The 21,685-nt window shown below is 69.9% G+C and carries 25 protein-coding genes; 13 read left to right on the forward strand and 12 right to left on the reverse strand.

The window, feature by feature from the left end:
• Positions 1–39: 39 nt before the first annotated feature.
• Positions 40–519, reverse strand: a complete 480-nt coding sequence (locus C4V41_RS41675; protein ID WP_103961542.1) for a type III secretion system chaperone family protein — start codon at positions 517–519, stop codon at positions 40–42.
• An 18-nt stretch (positions 520–537) separates the two neighbouring features.
• On the reverse strand, positions 538–1,815 hold the full coding sequence (gene mshA, locus C4V41_RS41680; RefSeq protein ID WP_268808790.1) for a D-inositol-3-phosphate glycosyltransferase: 1,278 nt from the start codon (positions 1,813–1,815) through the stop codon (positions 538–540).
• 113 nt (positions 1,816–1,928) lie between these two features.
• Here mshA and C4V41_RS41685 point away from each other — a divergent pair, with 113 nt between their 5' ends.
• From C4V41_RS41685 to C4V41_RS41695, 3 genes are all read left to right on the forward strand, one after another.
• Positions 1,929–2,672, forward strand: coding sequence for an SDR family NAD(P)-dependent oxidoreductase (locus C4V41_RS41685; protein WP_103961544.1), 744 nt, complete (start codon positions 1,929–1,931; stop codon positions 2,670–2,672).
• A complete protein-coding gene (locus C4V41_RS41690) occupies positions 2,665–3,450 on the forward strand; it encodes a class I SAM-dependent methyltransferase (protein ID WP_103961545.1) in 786 nt (261 codons plus the stop codon). Before C4V41_RS41685 ends, C4V41_RS41690 begins: the two co-directional genes overlap by 8 nt.
• A 79-nt stretch (positions 3,451–3,529) precedes the next feature.
• On the forward strand, positions 3,530–6,268 hold the full coding sequence (locus C4V41_RS41695) for an AbfB domain-containing protein (protein ID WP_103961546.1): 2,739 nt from the start codon (positions 3,530–3,532) through the stop codon (positions 6,266–6,268).
• A 1-nt stretch (position 6,269) separates the two neighbouring features.
• Here C4V41_RS41695 and C4V41_RS41700 read toward each other — a convergent pair whose 3' ends face one another.
• Entirely contained in the window at positions 6,270–6,773 is a 504-nt protein-coding gene (locus tag C4V41_RS41700) for an O-acetyl-ADP-ribose deacetylase (RefSeq protein ID WP_103961547.1), read from the reverse strand.
• A 291-nt stretch (positions 6,774–7,064) separates the two neighbouring features.
• Between C4V41_RS41700 and C4V41_RS41705 the strand changes: the two genes are divergently transcribed.
• The 5 genes from C4V41_RS41705 to C4V41_RS41725 all read left to right on the forward strand — a co-directional run bounded on the left by C4V41_RS41705 (position 7,065) and on the right by C4V41_RS41725 (position 9,785).
• Positions 7,065–7,421, forward strand: a complete 357-nt coding sequence (locus C4V41_RS41705; RefSeq protein WP_103961548.1) for a BlaI/MecI/CopY family transcriptional regulator — start codon at positions 7,065–7,067, stop codon at positions 7,419–7,421.
• On the forward strand, positions 7,418–8,323 hold the full coding sequence (locus tag C4V41_RS41710) for a M56 family metallopeptidase (RefSeq protein WP_103961549.1): 906 nt from the start codon (positions 7,418–7,420) through the stop codon (positions 8,321–8,323). Before C4V41_RS41705 ends, C4V41_RS41710 begins: the two co-directional genes overlap by 4 nt.
• A 3-nt stretch (positions 8,324–8,326) precedes the next feature.
• Positions 8,327–8,875 carry a helix-turn-helix domain-containing protein gene (locus C4V41_RS41715; RefSeq protein WP_235030711.1) on the forward strand — a complete coding sequence of 183 codons (549 nt, stop codon included), beginning with the start codon at positions 8,327–8,329 and terminating at the stop codon, positions 8,873–8,875.
• A gap of 3 nt (positions 8,876–8,878) precedes the next feature.
• Positions 8,879–9,295, forward strand: a complete 417-nt coding sequence (locus C4V41_RS41720) for a hypothetical protein (RefSeq protein ID WP_103961551.1) — start codon at positions 8,879–8,881, stop codon at positions 9,293–9,295.
• A 127-nt stretch (positions 9,296–9,422) separates the two neighbouring features.
• Complete coding sequence (locus C4V41_RS41725; RefSeq protein WP_235030712.1) at positions 9,423–9,785, forward strand: DUF2516 family protein; 363 nt, start codon at positions 9,423–9,425, stop codon at positions 9,783–9,785.
• Positions 9,786–9,789: 4 nt separating this feature from the next.
• On the opposite strand, the gene C4V41_RS41730 is transcribed toward C4V41_RS41725, so the two are convergent.
• Positions 9,790–10,347 carry an SGNH/GDSL hydrolase family protein gene (locus C4V41_RS41730; protein WP_235030713.1) on the reverse strand — a complete coding sequence of 186 codons (558 nt, stop codon included), beginning with the start codon at positions 10,345–10,347 and terminating at the stop codon, positions 9,790–9,792.
• A gap of 142 nt (positions 10,348–10,489) precedes the next feature.
• On the opposite strand from C4V41_RS41730, the gene C4V41_RS41735 reads away from it, so the two are divergent.
• Positions 10,490–11,251, forward strand: a complete 762-nt coding sequence (locus tag C4V41_RS41735; protein ID WP_103961553.1) for an alanyl-tRNA editing protein — start codon at positions 10,490–10,492, stop codon at positions 11,249–11,251.
• Positions 11,252–11,638: 387 nt separating this feature from the next.
• Here the strand turns inward: C4V41_RS41735 and C4V41_RS41740 are convergent, their stop codons facing one another.
• The 3 genes from C4V41_RS41740 to C4V41_RS41750 all read right to left on the reverse strand — a co-directional run bounded on the left by C4V41_RS41740 (position 11,639) and on the right by C4V41_RS41750 (position 14,611).
• Positions 11,639–12,319 carry a hypothetical protein gene (locus C4V41_RS41740; protein WP_103961554.1) on the reverse strand — a complete coding sequence of 227 codons (681 nt, stop codon included), beginning with the start codon at positions 12,317–12,319 and terminating at the stop codon, positions 11,639–11,641.
• 232 nt (positions 12,320–12,551) lie between these two features.
• Positions 12,552–13,562 carry a HEAT repeat domain-containing protein gene (locus C4V41_RS41745; RefSeq protein WP_103961555.1) on the reverse strand — a complete coding sequence of 337 codons (1,011 nt, stop codon included), beginning with the start codon at positions 13,560–13,562 and terminating at the stop codon, positions 12,552–12,554.
• Between the two features lie 131 nt (positions 13,563–13,693).
• A complete protein-coding gene (locus C4V41_RS41750) occupies positions 13,694–14,611 on the reverse strand; it encodes a GntR family transcriptional regulator (RefSeq protein ID WP_103961556.1) in 918 nt (305 codons plus the stop codon).
• A gap of 116 nt (positions 14,612–14,727) precedes the next feature.
• Between C4V41_RS41750 and C4V41_RS41755 the strand changes: the two genes are divergently transcribed.
• Positions 14,728–15,801, forward strand: coding sequence for an FAD-dependent monooxygenase (locus C4V41_RS41755; RefSeq protein WP_103961557.1), 1,074 nt, complete (start codon positions 14,728–14,730; stop codon positions 15,799–15,801).
• Between the two features lie 22 nt (positions 15,802–15,823).
• Complete coding sequence (locus C4V41_RS41760; RefSeq protein ID WP_103961558.1) at positions 15,824–17,428, forward strand: DUF2207 domain-containing protein; 1,605 nt, start codon at positions 15,824–15,826, stop codon at positions 17,426–17,428.
• Here C4V41_RS41760 and C4V41_RS41765 read toward each other — a convergent pair.
• A complete protein-coding gene (locus C4V41_RS41765) occupies positions 17,425–18,327 on the reverse strand; it encodes an asparaginase (RefSeq protein WP_235030714.1) in 903 nt (300 codons plus the stop codon). The genes C4V41_RS41760 and C4V41_RS41765 overlap by 4 nt on opposite strands.
• Positions 18,328–18,393: 66 nt before the next feature.
• Here C4V41_RS41765 and dtd point away from each other — a divergent pair, with 66 nt between their 5' ends.
• Positions 18,394–18,819, forward strand: a complete 426-nt coding sequence (gene dtd, locus C4V41_RS41770; RefSeq protein ID WP_103961560.1) for a D-aminoacyl-tRNA deacylase — start codon at positions 18,394–18,396, stop codon at positions 18,817–18,819.
• 6 nt (positions 18,820–18,825) lie between these two features.
• On the opposite strand, the gene ygfZ is transcribed toward dtd, so the two are convergent.
• The 4 genes from ygfZ to C4V41_RS41790 all read right to left on the reverse strand — a co-directional run bounded on the left by ygfZ (position 18,826) and on the right by C4V41_RS41790 (position 21,270).
• Positions 18,826–19,764 carry a CAF17-like 4Fe-4S cluster assembly/insertion protein YgfZ gene (gene ygfZ / locus C4V41_RS41775; protein WP_103961561.1) on the reverse strand — a complete coding sequence of 313 codons (939 nt, stop codon included), beginning with the start codon at positions 19,762–19,764 and terminating at the stop codon, positions 18,826–18,828.
• A gap of 10 nt (positions 19,765–19,774) precedes the next feature.
• Positions 19,775–20,188 carry a Fur family transcriptional regulator gene (locus C4V41_RS41780; protein WP_103961562.1) on the reverse strand — a complete coding sequence of 138 codons (414 nt, stop codon included), beginning with the start codon at positions 20,186–20,188 and terminating at the stop codon, positions 19,775–19,777.
• Positions 20,189–20,478: 290 nt separating this feature from the next.
• Positions 20,479–20,775: a DUF2470 domain-containing protein gene (locus C4V41_RS41785; protein ID WP_103961563.1), complete on the reverse strand. Its 297-nt coding sequence runs from the start codon at positions 20,773–20,775 to the stop codon at positions 20,479–20,481.
• A 6-nt stretch (positions 20,776–20,781) separates the two neighbouring features.
• Positions 20,782–21,270, reverse strand: coding sequence for an FABP family protein (locus tag C4V41_RS41790; RefSeq protein ID WP_103961564.1), 489 nt, complete (start codon positions 21,268–21,270; stop codon positions 20,782–20,784).
• Positions 21,271–21,321: 51 nt separating this feature from the next.
• On the opposite strand from C4V41_RS41790, the gene C4V41_RS41795 reads away from it, so the two are divergent.
• Complete coding sequence (locus C4V41_RS41795; protein ID WP_103961712.1) at positions 21,322–21,684, forward strand: DsrE family protein; 363 nt, start codon at positions 21,322–21,324, stop codon at positions 21,682–21,684.
• The last annotated feature ends 1 nt before the right edge of the window (position 21,685 follow it).

The raw sequence follows: 21,685 nt of genomic DNA on the forward strand, positions 1-21,685 counted from the left end.
TTCTCGGTGGAGATCACCATTCCGGGTCGGCGGAACAGGTCAGCGGTCCGGATCGGCGAAGCGGGCGAAGGCCTGGAGGTTGGCGAGCGACTCCCCGCGCTTCGCGCGCCACTCCCACTCCCGCCTGATGGACGAGGCGAAGCCCAGTTCGAGGGCGCGGTCGAACCAGTCGTCCGAGTACGTCAGCACGCACCCGAGCAACCGATCCACCTCCTCCTCGGTGACGGCCATCAGCGGCACCCGGCCCACCAGGTAGACGTCCCCGACGGGGTCGAGCGAGAAGTGCACCCCGTACATCGTGCCGTTCTTGCCCAGCAGCCACCGGTAGAACTCGACGTGGTTCTCGTCGGGCTGGCGACAGAAGAACGCCTCGACGTGCAGCACCCGCTCGCCCACGATCAACCAGGTCATGGTGGCGAGCTTGTGCTGCCCGGGCAGTTTGACCAGGAACGCCCCTGGCCGCGGCTCGTCATAGGTGACGTCCGCGGCCTTGAGCGCGGCTTCGACGACATCGCGCATGCCGACCAGGATAGAAGCCTAGAAGTTCACGGCGAGGGGCAACTTGGGCAGGTTCGCGGTGGCGGCGGCGTACACGTCCAGCAGATGGGAGGCGGTGGCCTGCCAGCCGAACGCGGCCGCGTGCGTGCGCGCGTCCCGTGAGAGCTGGTCGCGCCAGCGCGGCGAGACGATGAAGCGGCGCAGCGCCCGCGCCCAGTCGCCCGGGTCGTGGCCGTCGACGAGCAGGCCCGACACCCCGTCCCGTACGGCGGTGCGCAGCCCGCCCACCGCGGCGGCGGCCACCGGCGTGCCGCACGCCTGTGACTCCAGCGCGACCAGGCCGAACGACTCGTTGTAGGAGGGGACGACGGTGACGGAGGCGGCCCGGTACCAGTCGGCCAGCTCGTGCTGCGGAGCGGGCGGCACGAGGCGTACGACGTCGGCGATGCCCAGCTCGGCGGCCAGTTCGGTGAGGATGGACGGCCGCGCCAAGCCGTTGCCCGAGGGGCCGCCGACGCAGGCGACGACCAGGCGCCCGCGCAAGGAGGGGTCGTCGATGAGCATGCGGGAGGCGGCGCGCAGCAGCACGTCGGGGGCCTTGAGCGGCTGGATGCGGCCGACGAAAAGCAGGACGTGGGCGTCCTGGGGCAGCCCGAGGCGGTGCCGGGCGGCGGCCTGGGAGGCGGGCTGGAAGACGGTGAGGTTGACGCCGGGGTTCACGACGGCGACGCGCTGCTCGGCGGCGCCGTACAGGTCGATGAGCTCGCGGGCCTCGTCGGCGGTGTTGGCGACGAGGCGGTCGGCGATCTCGACGACCTGTTCCTCGCCGACCACGCGCGCCTGGGGCTCCGGCTTGTCGCCCTGGGCGAGCAGCAGGTTCTTGACCTTGGCCATGGTGTGCATGGTGTGCACGAGAGGTACGCCCCAGCGCTCCTTGGCCAGCCAGCCGACCTGGCCGGACAGCCAGTAGTGGGAGTGGATGACGTCGTAGCGGCCGGGGTCGTACATGGCCTCGGTGCGCAGGACCTCCGACAGGAACGCGCAGAGCTGGCCGGGCAGGTCGGCCCGGTCCATCTCCTCGTACGGTCCCGCCGTCAGGTGCCGGACGAGGACCCCGGGGGCGAGTTCGGCCACAGGTGGCAGGTCGCGGGCGGTGGCCCGGGTGAAGATCTCCACCTCCACGCCGAGCTGAGCCAGCCGCTTGGCGGACTCGACGATGTACACGTTCATGCCGCCGGCGTCGCCCGTACCGGGCTGGTCCAGCGGCGATGTGTGCATGCTGATGGTCGCGACCCGGCCGACCCGTCGTCGCCTCACTCGACATCACCTCCAAGCGGAATACAACTATCCAGATTTTTGCGACATTCCCGACAGCCGGTCACAACGGGGGTGCACAACCGCGCCCGCGGCGTGCTGGCAGGATGTGGGACATGCGGAAAACGGCTGTGGTGACCGGTGCGAGCAGCGGGATCGGAGAGGCGACCGCGCGTCGGCTCGCCGCCGAAGGTTACGAGGTGGTGGCGGGTGCCCGGCGCCGCGACCGGCTGGACGAGCTGGCCTCGGAGGTCCCCTCGATCAGGCCGGCCACGCTGGACGTGACCTCTCAGGAGTCGGTCGACGCGCTGGTCTCCTCTCTCGAGCGCTGCGATGTGCTGGTCAACAACGCCGGCGGCGCGTTCGGTCTTGAATCGGTGGCGGAGGGGCGGCTGGATGACTGGCAGCGGATGTACGACACCAACGTGCTGGGTTCCCTCCGCATGACCCAGGCGCTGATCCCCAAACTCGTGGAGTCGGGCGACGGCGTGCTGGTGATGTTGACCTCGACGGCGGGGCTGACCTCGTACGAGGGCGGTGGCGGCTACTGCGCGGCCAAGCACGCCCAGCGCTCGATGACCGAGACCCTCCGGCTGGAGCTGGTCGGGCAGCCGGTGCGGATCATCGAGATCGCGCCCGGAATGGTGCAGAGCGAGGGCTTCGCGCTGACCCGGTTCAGGGGCGACGCGGCGGCCGCCGCCCGCGTCTACGAGGGCGTCCCCGGCCCCCTGAGCCCTGACGATGTGGCCGACGCGATCGCCTGGAGCGTCACGCGCCCCGCCCACGTCAACATCGACCGCATGGTCATCCGCCCCCGTGCCCAGGCCGCGCAGCACCGGGTGCACCGCGTCAGTGGCTAAACCGGTCGGATCGATCACCCGGGGGACCACCGGGTACAACCGGCTGCGGCGCTGCGACCGCTGGATCGCCGCCGTGCACGGCCCGATGCTGCGCCGCGCCGCGCGGCCGCTCGTGGTGGACCTCGGCTACGGCGCCTCGCACACCACGACGCTGGAGCTGTTCGCCCGGTTGCGCCGGGTGGCGCCGGAGGTCGAGGTGGTGGGCATCGAGATCGATCCGGCCCGGGTGGCGGTGGCGAAGCCGTACGAGCGGGAGGGGCTGAGCTTCCGGCTCGGCGGCTTCGAGCTGCCGGTCTCGCGCCCGCCGGCCCTGGTACGCGCCTTCAACGTGCTCAGGCAGTACGACGAGGCCGACGCGTGGCGCTACTGGGACGCGCTCAGGGCTCGGCTGGCCCCCGGCGGCATCCTGGTCGAGGGCACTTCATCCGAGAACGGGCGGCGAGCGGTCTGGGCGGGGCTTTCGCCGGACGGGCCGGAGACCGTCACGTTCTCGGCCCGTTTCGATGCCTTCGAGCGGCCTTCCGACCTGGCCGACCGGCTGCCGAAGACGCTCATCCACCGGAACGTGCCGGGTGAGCGCATTCATGCGTTCCTGACCGACTTCGACCGCGCCTGGGCGGTCAGCGCCCCTTATGGCGCCCATGGGCGCCGGCAACGGTGGCTGGCCGCCGTGGAACACCTGGCCGCCTCATGGCCGGTGCCTCGGCAGGCGCCGCTGGGCGGCCCCGGCAGATGGCGGCTGGGCGAGCTGACCCTCCCGTGGTCCGCCGTCTCATAAATGGTCTATTTCGCTCACTTGATCTCCGGTATATGGTCACGATGCGATCTGAATCAATCAAATTCAGTCGGGAGCCGAGATGAGCAGATTCTCAGGCTGGGCCCGCCGCGTGGTCGCGGTCGTGGTCCTCTCAGGAGCGGTCTTACCCGTGCAGGAGGCGCAGGCCGCGCCCCCGCTCACCACCCCATGGACCGCCGAGGTGACCCCGGCCAGCGCGCTGCCGGAGTATCCACGGCCCCAGCTCGTCCGCCAGGAATGGCAGAACCTCAACGGCCTGTGGCAGTTCGCCGGCACCGGTTCGATCACCACCCCGCCGGTCGGGCAGAACCTGGCCGAGCAGGTGCTGGTGCCGTACCCGATCGAATCAGGACTTTCGCGGATCCAGCGGCACGAGGACCGCATGTGGTACCGCAGGACCTTCACCGTCCCCGCCACCTGGTCGGGCCGCCGGGTGCGGCTCAACTTCGGCGCGGTGAGCTGGGAGACCAGGGTGTGGGTGAACGGCACCTCGGTCGGCACCCACACCGGCGGCTACGACCCGTTCGGCCTCGACATCACCTCCGCCCTGCGCACCGGCTCGAACGAGCTCATCGTCGGCGTGTACGCCCCCGTCGACGCGACCGGCGCCCCCGTCGGCAAGCAGCGCCGCTCCCCCGGCGGCATCTTCTACACCGCGCACTCCGGCATCTGGCAGACCGTCTGGATGGAGCCGGTCAACGCCGCGAGCGTCACGCGCCTGGACACCGTGCCCGACGTGGCCGCCGGGCGGCTCGACCTCGTCGTCCAGGCGGCGGGCGCGTCGGGGCAGCAGGTGCGGGCCGAGGTCATGACGGGCGGGACCGTGGTCGGCACCGCGACCGGCGCGATCGGCGCGCACCTGCGGGTGCCGGTGCCGGACGCGCAGTTGTGGACGCCTGACGACCCCTTCCTGTACGACCTCAGGGTCACGCTGACCGGCACCGGCGGCGGCGACGTCGTGACCGGATATTTCGGGATGCGTTCCGTGGGCAAGGCCATGGTCGGCGGCGTGCTGCGCCCGACGCTGAACGGCCGGTTCGTCTTCCAGCTCGGCACCCTCGACCAGGGCTACTGGCCCGACGGCATCTCCACCGCGCCCACCGACGCCGCCCTGCGCTTCGACCTGGAGCAGCAGAAGGCGCTCGGCTACAACACCGTCCGCAAGCACGTCAAGGTCGAGCCCGCCCGCTGGTACTACTGGGCCGACCGGCTCGGCCTGCTGGTCTGGCAGGACATGCCCTCGATGCGCACCGGCGTCAGCCCCTCGACCGCCGACCGCGCCAACTTCGAGAGCGAGCTGCGCCGCGTGATCGACCACCTGCGCGGGATCACCTCGATCGTGCAGTGGGTGCCGTTCAACGAGGGCTGGGGCGAGTACGATCCCGCCCGCATCGCCGACCTGGTCAAGAGCTGGGACCCGAGCCGCCTGGTGAACAACAACTCGGGCTCCAACTGCTGCGGCTTCGACGGCGGCAACGGCGACGTGGTGGACGACCACATCTACGTCGGCCCCGGCACGCCGCAGCGGCCCAGCGCGTCGCGGGTGGCCGTGCTCGGCGAGTTCGGCGGCCTCGGCCTGCTCAGCCCGGGGCACCAGTGGCCGGGCAACGGGTTCGCGTACGAGATGACGTCCGACTCCACCGCCCTCACCAACCGGTACGTCGCGATCAACGAGCAGCTCAAGCCCCTGATCGTGAACAACGGCCTGTCGGCCGCCATCTACACCCAGCCGACGGACGTCGAGAACGAGGTCAACGGCCTGTGGACGTACGACCGGCGAGTGCTCAAGATGAACGCCGACCGCGTACGGGCCGTCAACCGCTCGGTGATCCAGTCCGCCACGGGCCTGACGGCGGGCGCCCTGACCTCGCTCCGCGTCACCACCTCCGGCCACACCGACCGCTTCCTGCGCCACCAGGACGGCCTGGCCCGCACCGACGTCGTCACCGCGGCCGGCACGGACGGCCTCAAACAGGACGCCACCTTCTGGGTACGCCAGGGGCTGGCCGATCAAGGTTGCTTCTCGTTCGAGTCCCGCAACTTCCCCGGCCACTTCCTGCGCCACTCCGCCTTCCGGGTCCGCAAGGACGCCCGTGACGGTACGGCCCTGTTCGACCGGGACGCCACGTTCTGCGCCCGCGCCGCGCAGGCGGGCACCGGCGTGTCGCTGGAGTCGCTCAACCTGCCGGGCCACTTCCTGCGTCATTACGCGGAGGCCGTCTACGCCGCCCGCAGCGGCGGCCCGAACGCCTGGGACACGGCCGCGTCGTTCGCGGCGGACGTCACCTGGCTGCCGGGCGCGCCGTGGTGGCGCAGCGGCGCCGATCTGACGGTCGGGGCGGCGCAGTCGCTGCGGGTGACCACGCCGGGGTTCACCGACCGGTATCTGCGGCATCAGGACTCGCTGGCGCGTACCGACGTGGTGAACGCGGCCAGCGCCCAGGTGCTCAAGTCGGACGCCACGTTCTACGTGCGGCGGGGGCTGGCCGACGGGAGTTGCTACTCGTTCGAGTCGCGCAACTTCGCCGGGCACTTCCTGCGGCACGCGGACTTCCGGGTGCGCAAGGACGCGCGGGACGGGACGGCGCTGTTCGACCAGGACGCCACGTTCTGCGCCCAGCCGCCGCGCGCGGGGGGCACGGGGGTGACGCTGGCCTCGTACAACATCGCGAACCACGCCGTGCGGCACTACGCCGAGGCCGTGTACATCGCGGTGCCGGGCGGCTCGCACGCCTTCGACGCGCCCGCCGGTTACGACCAGGACGTGACCTGGGCCGTATCAGCACCCTGGGCGCCGTGAGTCAGAGGCGCGCCTCGAACACGTCGTAGGCCGCGCCGTCGAACAGTACGAACCGCACATCCCGCACATTCGTCTCCGCCGTCCGCACCGCTTCGAAGGCGATGCGGGCGGCGTCGTCCATGGGCCAGCCGTAGATGCCGGTCGAGATCGCGGGGAAGGCCACCGACGCGGCCTCCAGGGAGTCGGCCACGCGCAAGGACTCCCGGTAACAGGACGCCAGCAGCTCCGACCGGTCCTCCGACGTGGAATGGACCGGCCCGACCGTGTGGATCACCCATCGCGCGGGCAGCCGCCCGGCCGTCGTGGCCACCGCCTGGCCGGTCGGCAGCCCCTTGCCATAGTGCGAGGCGCGCAGTTTCCGGCACGCCTCCAGGATCTCGGGCCCGCCCTTGCGATGGATGGCGCCGTCGACACCACCGCCGCCGAGCAGGGAGGAGTTGGCGGCGTTGACGATGGCGTCGGCCCGCTGCTCGGTGATGTCGCCCCGGACCAGTGTGAGCTTCATCTCGCCAGTCTGCCCGCCGGGCAGACGGCGCCGGGCACCCTACCCCGCGGACCCGCCGCGCCCGGTTTCCCCATGGCAGCCGTCAACCCGTCACGACCATCACGACCGGGCACCCCGTGCGCCCCCGGATTCTCATACGAACGCATCACCGCAAACCGGCCATGACCACGATGCGCGACACCGCATCAACCATTTACCCGCTCACATCACGGTTGGTAACCACCCGGAAGCGGTAGGAAGTCCCGGGACCCGTTTGCCAGCTCGACGCCTTGTAGAGCTAATCTGAAAGGCGTGAAGGGTCTTGGCGAGCTTGAGCGCAGCATCATGGACATCCTCTGGGCGGAGAGCAGTGCGCTGACCGCCCGCGAGGTCGGCCGGCTGATAGCCGACCGCGATCTTGCCCCCACCACGGTCATGACCGTCCTCGACCGCCTCACCCGCAAGGGCTTCCTCCAGCGCACCCGCGACGGCCGCGCGTGGCGCTATCAGCCCGCGGAAAGCCGTGACGCGTACATCGCCGAGCTTATGCTTGAGGCGTTGGACCTGACGGGCGACCGCTCGGCCGCCCTCGCACGCTTCGCCCAGGCCGTTTCCGGGCCTGAGGCGGAGATCCTGCGCAGAGCCCTCACGGAGCTGGAGGAAGAGTGATCACGGCAGCGGCGCTGGCAGCGCTCGCCACGGCGTGCGCGGTTGGCTCCTGGCGTTTCACCACGGCCCGGTGGACCTCCCGCGCACCACGGCTGGCCATCATTCTCTGGCAGTCCCTCGGCGTGACCTGGGGGCTGGCCACCACGGGCGCCATGCTCGCCTACGCCGTCCAGCCCTATGGCAGGGGGGTGCTGCCCGGCCTGATCGCGTTCGCGCACGGCGAGACTCCCGCGCAGGCGTGGGACCCGCTGCACGTCCTGGCCCTGATCGCGGGGCTCACCGCGCTGGCCGTGCTGGTCGTGGTGCTGCTCACCGCGGGCGTGCAGGCGCTGCGGGCCCGCCGGCGGCACCGGATGCTGCTCGCGCTGATCTCGCACGACAACCCCGGTGTGCCGGGCGTGCGCGTGCTGGCCCATCCCGGGGCCGCGGCCTACTGCGTTCCGGGGCTGCGTTCGCAGGTCGTCGTCAGCGAGGGCGCGCTCAAGCTGCTGTCGGAAGACGAGCTCGCGGCCGTGCTCGCGCACGAGGCGGCGCACGTACGCGAGCGCCACGACCTGGTGCTGCTGCCGTTCGCCGCGCTGCGCAGGGCGCTGCCCTGGTCCGGGGTGGTGGCCGACGCGCAGGCCCAGGTGGAGCTGCTGGTCGAGATGGCCGCCGACGACCGGGCCCGCCGCTACTGCTCGCCGCGCAGGCTGGCCACGGCGCTGCTGCGGTTCGGCACGGCCGGGGCGATGCCCACCCCGCAGGGCATGCTCGGCGTGCACGCCCAGAACATCATGGCCAGGGTGAATCGCCTGATCAAGCCGGATCCCGAGCTGGCCACGCGGGAGCGCTACGGGCTCATCGCGCTCTCTGTGACCTTGCTCACCTCCGCTCCCCTCCTGTGGGTTTTCCAGCTCTAACGCTTGCTGCTGTTAATCACTCCGTTTGCAATTGCAAGCACCACGGGGCAGACTGTAGGCATGGCACTACCCAAGGTCGGCTCGATCGGCGAATACATCCGCGAGCAGCGGCAGCAGGCGAAGATCTCGCTGCGCCAGCTGGCCGCGGCTGCGGGGGTCTCCAACCCCTACCTCAGCCAGATCGAGCGCGGTCTTCGCAAGCCGAGCGCGGAGATCCTCAACCAGATCGCCAAGGGTCTGCGCATTTCCTCGCAGGCGCTCTACGTACAGGCGGGCCTCATCGATGATCGAGAGCCGCCGAGCGACGTGATCACCGCGATCAGGGCCGACGCGCTCCTGAGCGAACGGCAACGCCAGGTGCTGATCGATATCTATGAGTCGTTCCGCAAGGAGAAGCGCGCCGAAGACGAGCAGACCTCCCAGAATGCTCATCCCCGGCACGACTCCGATTCGGACGACGAGCCGCTGCCCGAGGAGTTTCTCGCCGCTCTGGAGCCCTTCGCGGCGACCTCACGCAACGGCGACGTCTCCCAGGAAACCAAGGAAGGTTAACCCATGACGCTGGCCACCGAGGTCAAGAAGCTCACCGAGTCCAAGCCGTTCTACGCCGTCGCCGGCGTCGGCGACTTCGCGGTCGAGAAGCTGCGCGAGCTGCCCGACCAGCTTCTGCGGCTGCAGTCGCGGCGCTCCGAGCTGACCAGGGACCTGCCGGTCAAGGCTCGCGAATACGCCGACAAGGCCGAGGGCATCGCCAGGGAGTTCCCTGAGAAGGCCCGCGTGTACGCCGACCAGATCACCCTCAAGGCCACCGAGGTCTACGAGGACTTCGCCACCCGCGGCCGCAAGGTCGTCAGCAAGGCGAGCGGCGAGGCCGCGCTGGAGCTCGAAGAGGTGTCCGTGGCCGCCGAGCCGCCCGTCGCCGAGCCCGTCCAGCCGGTCAAGAAGCCCCGCACGCCCAAGGCCAAGGCCTGACCTGACGAACAGGGCCCGTCTCCCATCGGGAGGCGGGCCTTTCCATTCGGGGGTGCCCGCCCGTCGGGGGCGCCTATTAGGCTGAAGCCGTTTCATCGCGGCGTTGGGCGGAGCCAACCACATGAATATGATCAACGGCATTTTCAACCTTCTCTTCCTGGCGCTGGCCGGCATCATCTTCGGCATGTCGGTCTACGCGCTGGTGCACGCCCTCCGGGTGCCGGCCGACGCGTTCATCTCAGCGGGCAAGCTGAAGAAGAACATCTGGCTGCTGATTCTCGGGCTGGCCACGCTGTTCTCCGCCATCGGCGCCTACACCTACCTGATCAACTTCATGTACGTCGGCGGTCAGCAGTTGCTCGGCATCGGCCTCGGCATCTTCTCGATCGCGGCCGTCGTGGCGGCCACGGTCTACATCGTGGACGTCAAGCCCGCCGTCAAGGGCATGGGCGGCAGGGGTGGCAACAACGGCCCCTACGGTCCCTGGTAGGCCTTCAGGACAGCTCGGCCGCCAGCCAGGTGGCGATGCGCTCGTGCCCGGCCTGCGTGGGATGCACGCCGTCGGGCAGGATCGCCTCCGCGGGCCAGCGTTGGCGCATGGGGTCGTAGAACGGCACGCCCTCTCCGCCGGCCGCCTTCGCCAGGGCGTCGCGCACCTCATACGCCTTGGGCGGCGCCCCGCCCAGCCAGATGGGGCCCACCATGACGACCCTGGTGCCCGGCCAGTGCGCGCGCACCTCGGTCAGCAGGCGTTCGGCGGCCTGACGTACACGTGTGGTGCTCCAGCGCCGGTCGTTGTGGCCGCCGGAGATGACCAGCAGGTCGGGGGCCGGGCGCCAGGCCAGCTCCACCTCGAAGGAGCGCTGGAACGTACGTCCAACGCGCCCCTTGCTGAGAAACCCGGTGCCGCCCGCGCCCGCGATGACCGGCTGCCAGCCCAGCAGCCGCGCGGTCTCCGACGCGTACGTCTGCCACGACGGCACCGGCCCCGACCCCACGGTGAAGCTGTCACCCACGAACATCATCACCGGCGCCACCGGCTTCGCGCTCACGGCGGCCCGCCGAGGGCCGCGCCGCTCCTCGCCGCCACATCCCGAAATTGCGGTAAAAATCGTCAATATCGCGGCAACCAGGGCTATTCGCGGACGATTCATCGAACCACGCATGAACACCCCGGGGCACTAGGCTTCCGATATGACTCACGACCTGCACGGACGCACACAACGCCTGGAACTCGCGGACCAGAGCCTGCGTGACTTCGAAGCCGTCGTCCTGGACGCGACACCGGAAGGGATCGTGCTGAGCCGGTCGGCATTCTATCCGGGCGGCGGCGGCCAGCCCGCAGATCACGGAGTCCTGATATGGCAGGGTGTGGAGACCCGCATCGTGGGCGTGCGCAAGGGCGACGACCTCCAGCTCATCCCGGCCGAGGGCGACCCGATCCCGCCGACCGGCACCGTGGTGGAGGCGGCGGTGGCCGACGAACGGCGCTCGGCGCTCATGCGCACGCACTCGGGTCTGCACGTGCTGTGCGGGGTCGTGTTCAGGGACTACGGCTGCCTGGTCACCGGCGGCAACATGGACGCATCCATGTCTCCCGAAAAGCAGACTGTTGGAATCGCCCGGATGGACTTCAACCTGCCCGAGGTTCCCCCCGGCTTCAAGCAGGCGGTCGAGGACGCCTGCAATACCGAGATTCAGGCAGACCGGCGCATTGACGTGCGGGTTCTCCCCCGCACCGAGGCGTTCGCCATTCCGGACATCATCCGGACCGCAACGAACCTGATCCCGGATACGGTCACGGATGTGCGCATCGTGGACATCGCCGGTCTGGACACCCAGGCGGACGGCGGAACGCACGTCGCATCGACCAAGCAGATCGGCCGGCTCCGGGTCGCGAAGGTCGAGAGCAAGGGCCGCGGGTTCCGCCGGGTGCGCGTCGAGATCTGCGACTAGCCGGAGCCTGTACGTCCGGGAACGCGGGGGCACCTCGGGTTGATATGGAGCATGTGCCTGCTTCACAGAAAGTGCTCGCAGCCGTTCTGACAGCGGGGCCTCGGTGTTTCCAGGCCACACCCCGATGCGACATGGCGCACCCGTTCCGGATTGGGCTAATCGGGCCTAGCCGCCGAACTTCACTTCGGGATAGCGGGCGGACGGCTTGTCCAGCAAGGGCTGCGGCTTCCCGGTGAGGTGGCGGGCGAAGAAGGCGGCGACGTAGGTGCGGGTGATCTCCACGGAGCGGGCTCCGGTGGCCGTGACGATGTCCCGATACCGGCGGAACGGATGTGGCGGCAGTACGTGCGGGAGGAGCCGCGCGCCCTCAAAAGGGGCTCGCAGGGACTAGAGCGTCCCCGCCTGGCTCTGCGTCAGCGCGGTACGCGCACCAGGGTGCAAGTGCGCGATCCAGCTCGGCCGGCTCTCCCCGCGCAGGCGGCAGTAGCGGGCGAGCGCGTAGCCGAATTCCGGCTGCGTGAGATAACCGAGGCGGCGGGTCTCCCCGTTGTTCGTGGCGCTGTTGAGCGTCTCATCCGTCAGATAGCCGCGGGGAATGATCTGCCAGCCGCGTGAAGCACGCGCGAACTTCATGGCGGCGTTCGCGGTGAAGACGCCGAATCCGAGATAGACCGTCAGCAGGTCGGTCAGCCGCTCCTGATCTTCTCGCTCCGCCGAAATGCGCCCCTCCCCGATCAGCCGCACATGGCAGAGCTCGTGGGCGATGACGGCCGTCAGATAAGCGAGATCGGAGACCTCCTTCCGGTCGAACCCGACGACGTGGCTGCTGCCCTCCTGGTAGTAATGACCAACCGTCCTCTCGCCGGCCACGGCCTCCACGCCGTCGAAGAACTCCACCTCGATCGTGGACACATCGACGGCCATCAGCCGACGCACCTTACTGACCAGCGCGTTGACCCGATCAACGGTGCCGAACCGGTTGTGCACGGATCGGAAGAAACCTGGAGTCGGCAGCGCGACCTCACGGAGAGCGACTTCCTCGCCGAACTCGTCCTCGAACCAGTCCATGGACGCATCGATCCACGCCCGCTCGGTCAGACCGATCGAACCCTCCTCATTCGACGAGGACGACCATGGGGGTGGCCCGTCACCACGATTGAACGCCAACCTTCGCCTCCCTCGTACAAATGACCATTTATGCGGGTAACTCGTGAAATACGCGCCTTGGTTCCGCCGCGCAACCGACCGGCCGGCCTCGGTGATGTCGCGATCTTCCTCGCATCTGAGGACGCACGTCGAACTAGCGGCGGGGCTCTTGAGCGGATGCGTCTTTCGCGAGCGCGCCGGCGATGAGCTCCGCCGCGCGGGACGCATCTCCGCCGGCCCGATCGAGGAGTGGTTCGAGCGGCCAATGGCGGCCTTCGTCCAGGACCAGGGTGATGCCGGGTTCGTACAGGTCACCGCACATGCCGAAGCCCAGGCCGGGCAGGCGGGCGTGCAGAGCCTCGGTCAGGCCGGCGGCGAAGGCGTCACGAGCGGCGCGGGCCTGTGGATCACACTCCCGCAGAGCCTCGGCGACGACCTCGGCGTCGTACTCTTCCAGGTACGGCACCAGCGCCGGATCTCCCAGGCAAGCGATCGCCGTGAGCATGTGGTCGGTGGCGCCGGCCTCGTCCAGGAGCCGAGCGGCGTACGGCACGATGCGCCGATCCCGGCGCCTGGCCAATCCGGTGACCGCTTCCTCCCCCACCTCGCCGAAGTCGTCATCGACCCGCGCCCACAGCGCCTCTCGGATCGCCTTGCCGTCAACCTGACAACGGCTCCCCAAGGCGAACGTCGCCCAGTTCCGGACCTCGTCCGCGGCATCGGCGCTCAGCCGGATCAGCACCTCGACCACCGCGTCGCTCGCGGCGGGATCCATCGGCAGCGCCCACGCCACATATTCCCGGACATCCTCGTCGGGGTGGCCGGCCAGCCGCAACAGCTCAGGCGTCGCACGGTCATCCGCCGTCGCGCCCAGCGCCCGCGCGATCGAGGCGTGGACAGCGCGATCGCCCTCTGAACCGGCCAGGTGCAAAACCGCGAAGAGCACCGTCTCCCGCAGCGACTCATGAAATTCCGCGAGACAGCCCAGCAGATCACAGCCGATCTTGCGCTCGACGGGATCGAGCGACTCCAGCATCGCCAAGCCCTTTTCGCCTGCGGTGTCCCGATCGGCCGCCGCCTTCTCCACCAGCTCCCACGCCTGGTCGTAGTCACCCGGGCAGGTGGCGTTCCTGGCCAGCTCGACTGCTTCGGCGATCAGTTCCATGCCGCAAATGATCCCGTCCTGCGTTCTTCTCAGCCATCGGATTTTCCGGGCAGACCACCGGCGATCGACGTGGTCGCATCCGCGTAGAGGCAGCCGGCAGACGATCCGCAGGACGACGCCCTCCCTGTCCTCTAAAGGGCTCCCGCCTGACCCGCCTCGATCATCGGGGCAAGCCCGTCGAGCAGTGGCCCGAGGCCGAACTCGAAGAGCCGGTCGAGGTCCATGTCGAAGTCTCCCAGCTCCTCCAGCAACGCCCCGAACGCCGGGCTGGACCGGGCGATCATCTGCAGGGCCTCCTCCTGCCCGCTCATCCACTCCTCGTCCGTGATCCCCGTGCTCGCCCTGGCCTGGCGTTCCAGCTCCATGTGGACGGCGATCCCCTGCGCGTAGCTGTAGACCAGGATCTGCACGTACATCTTGGTCACGGGGTCGAGCCCGGTCTCCCGCAGCGCCGACATGACCAGCTCGCTGTGCTTGAGCAGCCCCACCACTGGCAACGGCCGCGTCAGCGGGGTGACCCTGGCCATCCACGGATGCGCCCGGTAGACGGCCCACTGCACCCGCGCGGACACCTCCAGCGCCGCCCGCCACCCGGGCGGAGGATCCGCCGGCAGCGGGAAGTCCGCGAACACGGCCTCGACCATGAGCATGACCAGGTCGTCCTTGCCTCCCACATGCCGGTAGAGGGACATGGTCGCCACCCCGAGCCGGCCCGCGAGCGCGCGCATGGTCAGCTCCGGCAGCCCGTCGGCGTCGGCGATCTCGATGGCCGCGCGCACGATGCGCTCACGGGCGAGCTCGCCCTCGGACGCGACCGGCCGCCGCGCCGGCTTCCCGCCGCGCGGCTCGGCCACGATCGTGCCCACGCGCGGCTCCGCGACCACCACGCCCTCCTGGGCCAGCAGTGTCAGCGCCTTGGCGGCGGTGGCCAGGGCGACGCCCCAGTCTCTGGCCAGTTGCCTGGTGGACGGCACCCGATCCCCCGGCCGCAGCCGGCCGTCGGCGATGCGTTGCCTGATGTCGGCCATGATGCGCGCACTCGAACTCATCTCACTCCCCTGTACTAGTACAGCTCTTCCCATTATAGCCTTGCGACCTGCTGTATGTACTGCGTACATTCAGTTCTGCGTACAACGTCAACGGCAAACGAACAAGGGAGCACATCATGAAGGTTCTCGTCTCCGGAGCGAGCGTCGGCGGACCGGTCCTGGCCTACTGGCTGCGGCGGTACGGGCACGAGGTCACGGTCGTCGAGCGGGCCCCGGCCCCGCGCAAGGGCGGCCAGGCCGTCGACCTCAGGGGCGCCGCGCTGACCGTGGTCGAGCGCATGGGCCTCCTGGAGCAGGTCAGGGAGCTGCGTACGACCATGCGCGGCATGTCGATGGTGGACACCGCGGGCAACGAGCTCATGCGCGACGAGGAGGCCACGCTCAGCGGCGGCCGGTTCGACAGCCCCGACGTCGAGATCATGCGCGACGACCTCAACGCCATCCTCATCGCGGCCTCGGACGCCGAATATCTGTACGACGACTCGATCGCCACCCTCACCGACGACGGCGAGGTGACGTTCGAGAGCGGGCGCCAGGGCCGCTACGACTACATCATCGGCGCCGACGGCCTGCACTCCAACGTCCGGCGGCTGGCCTTCGGCGAGGAGTCGCAGTTCGTGCACCACCTCGGCACGTACGTCTCCATCTTCACCGCCGCCAACTTCGTCGGCCTCGACCACTGGCAGACCTGGTTCAACGAGGGCGACGCGGGCGGCGCGGTCTTCAGCGACCGCGACACCAGCGTGATGCGGGTCAACCTGGGCTTCAGGGCCGAGCCGCTCGACTACGACCACCGCGACATCGAGCAGCAGAAGCGCCTGGTCGAGCAGCGCTGCGGCGCGGTCTACGAGGGGCCCAGGCTGCTCGCGGCCATGTGGGAGTCCGACGATTTCTACTTCGACTCGATGGCCCAGGTCAAGATGGAGCGCTGGTCGAAGGGCCGGGTCGCGCTGGTGGGCGACGCGGGCTACTGCGCCTCGCCGCTGTCGGGGCAGGGCACGAGCCTGGCCGTGGTGGGGGCGTACGTGCTGGCGGAGGAGCTCGACCGGGACCCGGCGGCGGCGTTCGACCGCTACGAGGAGCGCATGCGCCCGTTCGTCGACGCCAACCAGGCGCTCCCGTTCGAGAACCCCGGCCAGGGCGCCGCACCGGAAACGGTGCAGAAGGCGGCGACCAGCATCACCCTGTGACCAACCGCTACGATTTGCCGCCATGAAGGGTTTCAGACTCACGCTGGCCGCCCTGGCGGCCACCGCTCTTACGTTGACGGCCGCCCCCGCCGTGGCGGCGGCCGGAATCACGGACGAGGTGACGATGACCCTCGGCAAGAACGGCACCCTGCACGTGGTCGAGAAGATCAGCGGGGCGTCCGGGCAGCTCAAGCGGACGTTCATCACCAGGACGCGGTACGACGACAACAACGACCGCGTCTACCAGATCTCGAACGTCAAGGGCGGCACCCTCGCCGGCGACGTGCTCACCGTGACGGGCCAGACCGTCGAGTACGACGTCAAGGGCGCGGTGACGACCTCGGGCGGTGTCGAGGAGCTGCGCTGGTTCGCCGTGAACGGCTGGAACCAGCCGGTGGCCAAGGCCACGGTCAAGGTGGAGGGCCCGGGGCAGGTGCAGAACCTGTCCTGCTTCGCCGGCGAGCTCACCTCCGCCATCGGCTGCACCTCGGCCTCGATGGACCACTCGGCCACCCAGGCCGACTTCGAGCAGGCGAACATCGGCCCCGGCCAGGCGCTGACCGTGGTCGTCGGATACCCCAAGGGGTCGAGCGGCGGCACCCCGATCCTGGAGAAGCGCTTCTCCCTGGCCGCCGCGTTCACCCTCGACCTGGTCACCGGCGGCGCCCTGGCCGGCCTGCTGGTGCTGCTGCTCGGCGGCATCGTCCTGCTCTACTGGACGCGGGGCCGCGACGCCCGGGTCGCGGGCCACGAGAGCGGCGCGGTCGATCCGGTACAGAACGGTCACTTCACCCCGCCCGACGGGGTGCGGCCCGGCCAGATCGGCACGCTGGTGGACGAGCAGGCCGACGTGGTGGACGTCACCGCCACGATCGTGGACCTCGCGGTCCGCGGCTACCTGCGGATCGACGAGCAGCCGCGGCAGACGTACGACGCGCCCGACTGGATGCTGGTCAGGCAGCCGAACGCGCCCGTCAACGCGCTCCTGCCCTACGAGAACGCCCTCTACAACGCCATCTTCGACGGCCGGGACGCGGTGCTGCTGTCGCAGTTGTCCGGCTCGTTCGCCAGCCACCTGGGCAAGGTGCGCGACGCGCTCTACGCCGACGTGGTCCGGCAGGGCTGGTTCGCCCGCCGCCCGGACACCGAGCGCACCCGGTGGACCACGATCGGCGTGATCCTCATCGGTGTCGGGCTGCTGGCCACCGTGGCGCTGGCCTGGTTCACCACGTACGGGCTGCTCGGCCTGGCGCTGGTGATCGCGGGCGGCGCGCTGGCCGTCGGCGGCCAGTACATGCCGGCCAAGACCGCCAAGGGCTCGGCGGCGCTGGCCCACACCATGGGCTTTCGCCAGTACCTGTTCTCCGGCGAGCTGGGCGAGGTGCCCGAGCAGCACCGGGTGGAGCTGTTCTCCCGCTACCTGCCCTACGCCGTGATCTTCGACGGGGTCGAGCACTGGGCGCGGGTGGTGGCCTCGGTCACGGGCAACGGCCACCAGGCCGACAACCTGTACTGGTATCACGGGCCGGCGGAGTGGGACCTGTCCAAGTTCGCGGGGTCGATGCGCACGTTCACCACGACGACCTCCGGTGCCATCTCGGCCTCGCGCCAGTTCCGCACCCTCTAGCGGATCCGCAGCTCCCCGACGGGCCGCCCGCCACCGAGCACCGGCGGGGCGGCCAGCTCGGCCAGCTCGGGCGCGTCCAGGCCCAGGGAGCGCAGCGCCGCCACGGTGGCGGGGACTCGGGCGCGCATGGAGCCGTCCTCGATCTTGACGGTGCCCGCGCGGCCATCCTCGAACACGAACGCGTCGAACGCCTCCGCGCCCGTCTTCAGCATCAGCCCGGGGATCGCGCGCATGATCTCCGCCTCGACGCGGCCGGTGCCCGAGGTCCACTCGGGGTAGGTGCGCATGGCGTCGAAGATCTTGCGCTCGTACGAGTCAGGGGACGACAGGGCGAAGGCACGGAACCCCTTGGTCACGCCGAGCATCGAGACGAAGAACAGCGGCGCCCCGCACCCGTCCACCCCGGAGGCCGCCACCCGCTCGCCGGTCAGCTCCTCCACCGTCTCCCTGATGGCCCGCTGCAGCGGATGCGCCGGCTCCCGGTACGTCGTCACCGGCCAGTCGTTCACCACGCACGTGGCCACCATGGCGGCGTGCTTGCCCGAGCAGTTCATGAAGACCCGCCCGCGCTCGGTCACCGCCCGATCGAACGGATAGTCCTCGGGGCACTGCAGCGCCGACTCCTCCAGCCCCGCCCCCGCGAGGATCTTCCTGACCCCGTCGACGTGGAACGGCTCGCCGGAGTGCGAGGCGCAGGCCAGCGCGAGCAGCTCGTCCTCCAGGCGCAGCCCGGCGCGCAACATGCCGAGCGCCTGGAGCGGCTTCATCGACGACCGCGGCGAGGCCGGTACGTGCACCGCGCCCCTCGCCTCGACCGGGAGTCCCTGGGCGTCCACGGTCAGGATGCGTGCCTGATGCGTGGACTCCACGAACCCGGACCGGACGACTTCTACGATCATCGACATCTCACTTCCCCCTTCCGTACGAGTGTAGGGAGGGTTTGACCTGGTCCAGAATGGTTTCCCATGCGAGCAGTCGTACAGAGAGTCAGTTCGGCGTCGGTCGAGGTCGAGGGGCGCACGGTCGGGGCGATCACCGAGCCGGGCCTGCTCGTCCTGGTGGGCGTCACGCACACCGACACGCGCGCCGAGGCCGCCAAGCTCGCCGCCAAGCTGTGGGGCCTGCGGATCCTGCACGGCGAGAAGTCCTGCTCCGACGTGTCGGCGCCGCTCCTGGTGATCAGCCAGTTCACGCTGTACGGCGACGCGCGCAAGGGCCGCCGGCCCACCTGGCAGGCGGCGGCCCCGGGCCCGGTCGCCGAGCCGCTGGTCGATGCCGTCGTCGAAGAGCTGCGGGCGCTGGGCGCGCACGTGGAGACGGGCGTGTTCGGCGCCGACATGAAGGTGTCGCTGGTCAACGACGGGCCGATCACGCTCGTCGTCGATATCTGAAATCGGTTATCTGATGCGGCGGCGCATCGCCGGGTCGATGGTGACGTTGCGACCGGCGTCCGGCGGCACGACGACCTCCTGGCTCGCGGCCACCCCGCCGGCCAGCAGCGGCGCGTCCACCGGCACCGTGCGCTTGACCACGGCCAGCGCGATCGGGCCCAGCTCGTGGTGGCGGGCTGCCGAGCCCACCACGCCGACCTCCTGGCTCTCGAAGATCACCGGAGCGCCGTGCGCGGGCAGCGTGTCGACGCTGCCGTCGAGGTGCAGGAACACCAGGCGCCGCGGCGGATGCCCCAGGTTGTGCACCCGGGCCACCGTCTCCTGGCCCCGGTAGCAGCCCTTGCCCAGGTGCACGGCCGCGCCGATCCAGCCCACCTCGTGGGGAATCGTCTTGTGGTCGGTCTCGAAACCCAGCCGCGGCCGGTGCGCCTCGATCCGCAGCGCCTCGTAGGCCCACAGCCCGGCCACCGGCCGCCCCAGGTGCTCGGCCAGCTCGGCCCGCGGCACCAGCAGGTCTTCCGTGGCCGTGGAGAGCACGGCCAGGTCGTCGGCCCGCGACACCTCCACCCGCAGCATGAACCGCATGCGGTCGAGGTAGTCGATCAGGCTCTGCGCGGTGCCGGGCTCGACGTGGGCCAGCAGGGCCTCGCCGTCGTCGACGAGCGTCAGGTGGTGCAGCACGCGGCCCTGCAGGTCGAGGTCGAGCGTCTGGGTCCACTCGCCCGGTTTGAGCGTGTCGAGCTTCTGCGAGGTCAGGTCGTTGAGCCATTTCAGCCGGTCGGCGCCGGAGACGCGGACGACCTCGCGGTTGCTGCGGTCGACGACCGCCTCTCCCTTGGCCAGCGCGCGCTGCTCGGCGAACAGGTCGCCGTAGTGCGCCGCTACGTCGGAGTCGGGGCCGTCGGCGGCAACGGCGCCGGGGAGATCGAGCAGAGGGCTACGCATGCCTTCCAGGCTAACGGCAGTTGCGGCAGCGGCCGAAGACGGTCAGGTGATGGACGTCCGCGGCGAACCCCAGCTCCTCGTCGAGCCCCTTGACCAGGCCCTCCGCCAGCTCGGGCCGGACCTCGATCACCTCGTCGCAACCACGGCACACCAGGTGCACGTGGTCGGCCTCGGTGGCCAGGTGGTAGGTCGGCGCGCCGTGCCCGAGGTGGGTGTGGGTGACCATGCCGAGCTCTTCGAGCAGCTCCAGCGTGCGGTAAACGGTCGAGATGTTCACCCCGCGCGCCGTCTGGCGCACCTTGACGCAGATCTCCTCCGGCGTGGCGTGCTCCAGTGCCTTGACCGCCTCGAGGACGAGCTGACGCTGCGGGGTGACCCGGTAGCCCTTGGCGCGGAGTTCCTCATGCCACTGCGTCTCCGTCATGCCCCGAGTCTACGGCTCGGTGATATTCACTTGCCCCTGTCGCGGCCGAGCGCATAGCTTCATGGGTACGCGGAAAGGAGGTGGTCCGAATAATGGATAGTCATAGTCGGGCTAGCGAGGTGGTTGTCCGCTGACGACGCGGACTGTTGTCTCGTGACGTTCAGCGAAATCGAGGCAACCACCGGGGCCCCTGGCAGCCGGAGGGCGGGATCCAACATCCCGGCCATGGTCCATCCGGCCCGTCTGCACGGCAGGCGGAGTGTTGCCCGGGGCCCTCTTCAGTTCTTCCCCTAGTGCGATCCCCTGGCCTCGATGCCCAGCTTCTCGCACGCCTCCCGGTAGAGCCGCACCACGGCCTGGCGCACCTGCGCCCGCTCGGTGATCGTCTCGCCCCAGGGCACCCTGACCCGCTCGCCGCCGTCGATGGTGAACTCGATGGCCTCGGCGTCGACGCCGGTCGTCATGGCGGTGCCCGCCTCCGGCCGGCCGCCGAGCCCGCGCACGATGATCAGCGCGTCGTCGGTGTGGTCGTCGTTCATGTGCCGCTTGATCGCCTCGACGGCGTCAGCGGTGAAAGGCGTGCTCATAACGGCTCAAGCTACCTTCTTCAGCTCCGCCGACATATGGTCGGTCAGCGGATGGCCGACGGCCGCCATCTCGTAGGCCCACATGAGGTTGCCGTTGACCAGCCCGTAGAGGCGGTGGCCCGCGGTGTATTCCTTGGCGGAGGCCGTACGCGCGACGACGTCGGTCTGCAGCTCGATCTTGTGGAAGACGACCTCGCCGACGTAGACCTCGACGACCCCGGTCGGATGCGCGAGCACGACCTCGATCTGCCGGTCCGGCTGCGGCCGCCAGTATCCCGACTCCATGGCCAGCGGCTTGACCCGGTCGCCCGCGTCGTCGAGCAGCCAGGTGCGGCTCACGTAGCTCAGGAACGGCTTGCCGTTGTGCCCGAACTCGATCTCCTGGCCGAAGTTGAAGCTCTCGATCGTCGGGTAGCCGCCCACGCCGGCGCCTTCCCAGCGCCCCAGCAGGAACGCGATGTGCTCCAGGTCGGGGTGCACCTCAGGTTCTTCCATGGTGTCCAAGAGTAGTGGGGACAGACCTCCCGGGGGGTTAGGGTGGCGGACATGGCACGATCACTGGTGATCAAGGTGACCGCCGGGGCCGACGCCCCCGAGCGCTGCAACCAGGCGTTCACGGTCGCGGCCGCCGCGCTCGCGAGCGGCGTATCCGTTTCCCTGTGGCTGACCGGCGAGGCGTCGTGGTTCGCGCTGCCGGGCCGGGCCAAGGAGTTCGCTCTGCCGCACGCCGCTCCGCTCGCCGACCTGCTCGACGCCGTGCTGGCGGCCGGCCGGGTGACGCTCTGCACCCAGTGCGCGGCCCGCAGGGAGATCACGGTCGACGACCTCATCGACGGCGTCCGCATCGCCGGGGCGCCCGCGTTCGTCGAGGAGGCGGTCGCCGAAGGCGCCCAGGCCCTGGTCTACTGAA

Origin of the sequence: Nonomuraea solani (assembly GCF_900108335.1) — a bacterium.
GTDB lineage: Bacteria > Actinomycetota > Actinomycetes > Streptosporangiales > Streptosporangiaceae > Nonomuraea > Nonomuraea solani.